The organism is Bartonella sp. AD328YNZD (assembly GCF_042196425.1).
Map to the genome: position 1 here is coordinate 1 of NZ_JBHIQG010000376.1, position 2,213 is coordinate 2,213.

Sequence of the window (2,213 nt, forward strand, 5' to 3'; positions counted from 1 at the left end):
AAACAGAACAACTCGCTGAACCACTTTGGACAGAACGAAAATTTACCAGCAGTGACAAAACAGCCAAACAAGCGCGCCTCAAACTCACGCTTACCGGTGGACCTGCTGCGCGGTCCATGGTGAGTGATTTTGGCGCTGGCATATTATGAGGGAAAAACAGACATGACCAAGACAAAAAAGCTACAAATGGAATTGCCACAAGAAGGGCGTTTTATCAGTTCTGAATTCCCAATCTTGCGGGAAAACCTCACCAAGATTGATCAGGCACTAGCGGATGTTGAGGAAAAGCTAGAGAGCAAAGCGTCTACAAAGCATATGCATAGCATAAGCGAAGTCACAGACCTTGAAGCGGCTCTCAAAGGCAAAATGGCAGCAGACAAAACTTTCACTTTTGCCGATTTACGCGATATTGAAGGTGCACAGGATGCGGCTAACAATTATGTTCTCTACAAATCAAGCAATAACAACTTCACCTTTGGTAGTGCTGTCTCACTATTAGGAGCACACCAGCATAGAATTGATGATATTGTGGGTTTAGATGAATTTAGAGCCAAGCTTAACGAAGGTCTGACCAGTTATGGGCGCCTACAACAAGCCAATGAATGGCAAGGTTATAATAAGTTTACCAGCAAAGTCACCATGAGTGGTGATGTGGAACTCATAGGCAGTTCGTCGCTTAGCCTCATACACAATAACAAAGTGGTGACAAGTTTAAGCGCAACGGGAAGCACGTTGAAAGGACCGCTTAAAGTCGATGGAGAAGCTGTTTATACGAAAAGTGAAATAGATAAATTGATAGCTTTATTAAACAAAAAACCACTCGAAATTTTGATGACAGAAAGTGGTCCAGCCCCCATACCTGATGGTGTTACCGATAACACTAATATTGAAGTATGGGCATGGGGTGGTGGAGGTGGTGGCGGTAATTATAAAGGCGGCGGCGGTGGTGGAGGCGGTTGCGTACACATGAAAATAAAAGGCTCACATCTCAAAAATTCAATAACCGGAAGTCCAAGAAGAGTTGTCATTGGTCGCGGTGGTAAAGGTTTTTATACCGGTCAACCCAAGGATACTGCTGGTTCTGGTGGTTTTACATGTGCTTTAGACTTTATAACAGCAGGTGGTGGCGGTGGTGGCGCTGTTAACGGACATAATAGCACGGGCTCTTCTGGTGGCGTTCAAGGAGATTCACGTGGTGGTTATGGAGGTTATTATTCATCCAATAGCAGCAGTTCAAATGGAAGTGATGCTACTTTTAATGGCGGCGGCGGTGGTAGCTATGGAGAAAAATCAGGGGCTGGTGGAAATGGTGGCGACTCTATTTTTGGCGGCGGTGGCGGTGCTAGTGGTGATGGCACCGCACAGGGAGGTTTCAGTGGAAAAGGAGGGAAAGGAGGAAGAAGTTACAACAATAAATCTGGTGGGGGTGGTGGCTATTTCCCAGGACAAATTGGTAGCGACGGCGGTGATGGCGGGAATGGCGCTGTATTGTTTAGATTTTTTATATAGGAGTTTTTCATGGAATATGCAGTTGTTGAAAATGGTGTGGTAACAAATATTATTGTAGCCTCAGAAGATTATGTTCACGCCTTTGATGGTGAAGCGATCCCCTCAAGTGAAGCACAAATTGGCTGGACTTATAAGGACGGAGTGTTTTCTCCTCCCGTTGTTGATGAAAACACAAAACAGCTCTCATCTACTGAAATGGCAGAAATAGACGCACCCGTAGAGCTCATAAAAGAACCACAAGAGAAAGATAATCAAGTCTAGGCTATTAGGCTTTCTAGTGGAATATTGAACTGTTGGTGCAAGTTTTTAATCATGCGCAGTGTTAATTTTCTTTTACCACTCAAGATTTCATAAACGCGATTTAAATGACCAATCGCAGGAACAAGATCTTTAGCACTTAAGTTCATTTGTTCCATTCTAAATTTAATAGCCTCAATAGGATGAGGAGGAGAAACAGGATAGTGCTCTGCTTCATACGCTTCAATCAACAATACAAGAACCTCCATTTGATCAAATTCTGGAGTATTCTCTTTAGGTTGATTGTCAAACATCGTAGACACAATCTCTAAAGCTTCTTGATAATCTCTCTCTCTGTACGAATTGGTTTGATATTCATTTCTTAAATTCCTTTAAATAACACAACATTGATAACATACTATCTAAATTGTAATAGTCTTTAAAATTAATTGTAAAGGAAACTATCT

At 42.5% G+C, this 2,213-nt stretch carries 3 protein-coding genes; 2 read left to right on the forward strand and 1 reads right to left on the reverse strand.

Going from position 1 to position 2,213, the window contains the following annotated elements; genetic code table 11:
• Positions 1–162 precede the first annotated feature (162 nt).
• Entirely contained in the window at positions 163–1,509 is a 1,347-nt protein-coding gene (locus ACFIO3_RS11945) for a Bgr_08870 family protein (protein ID WP_375614640.1), read from the forward strand.
• 9 nt (positions 1,510–1,518) lie between these two features.
• Positions 1,519–1,770 carry a hypothetical protein gene (locus ACFIO3_RS11950; RefSeq protein WP_375614641.1) on the forward strand — a complete coding sequence of 84 codons (252 nt, stop codon included), beginning with the start codon at positions 1,519–1,521 and terminating at the stop codon, positions 1,768–1,770.
• Here the strand turns inward: ACFIO3_RS11950 and ACFIO3_RS11955 are convergent.
• A complete protein-coding gene (locus ACFIO3_RS11955; RefSeq protein WP_375614642.1) occupies positions 1,767–2,060 on the reverse strand; it encodes a type II toxin-antitoxin system HigA family antitoxin in 294 nt (97 codons plus the stop codon). The genes ACFIO3_RS11950 and ACFIO3_RS11955 overlap by 4 nt on opposite strands.
• Between the last annotated feature and the right edge of the window lie 153 nt (positions 2,061–2,213).

What these genes read in the sequence shown, in the direction of transcription:
- ACFIO3_RS11945 (WP_375614640.1), top strand. Translation starts at nt 163, where the DNA reads ATGACCAAGACAAAAAAGCTACAAATGGAATTGCCACAAGAAGGGCGT.
- ACFIO3_RS11950 (WP_375614641.1), top strand. Translation starts at nt 1,519, where the DNA reads ATGGAATATGCAGTTGTTGAAAATGGTGTGGTAACAAATATTATTGTA.
- ACFIO3_RS11955 (WP_375614642.1), bottom strand. Translation starts at nt 2,060, where the DNA reads ATGTTTGACAATCAACCTAAAGAGAATACTCCAGAATTTGATCAAATG.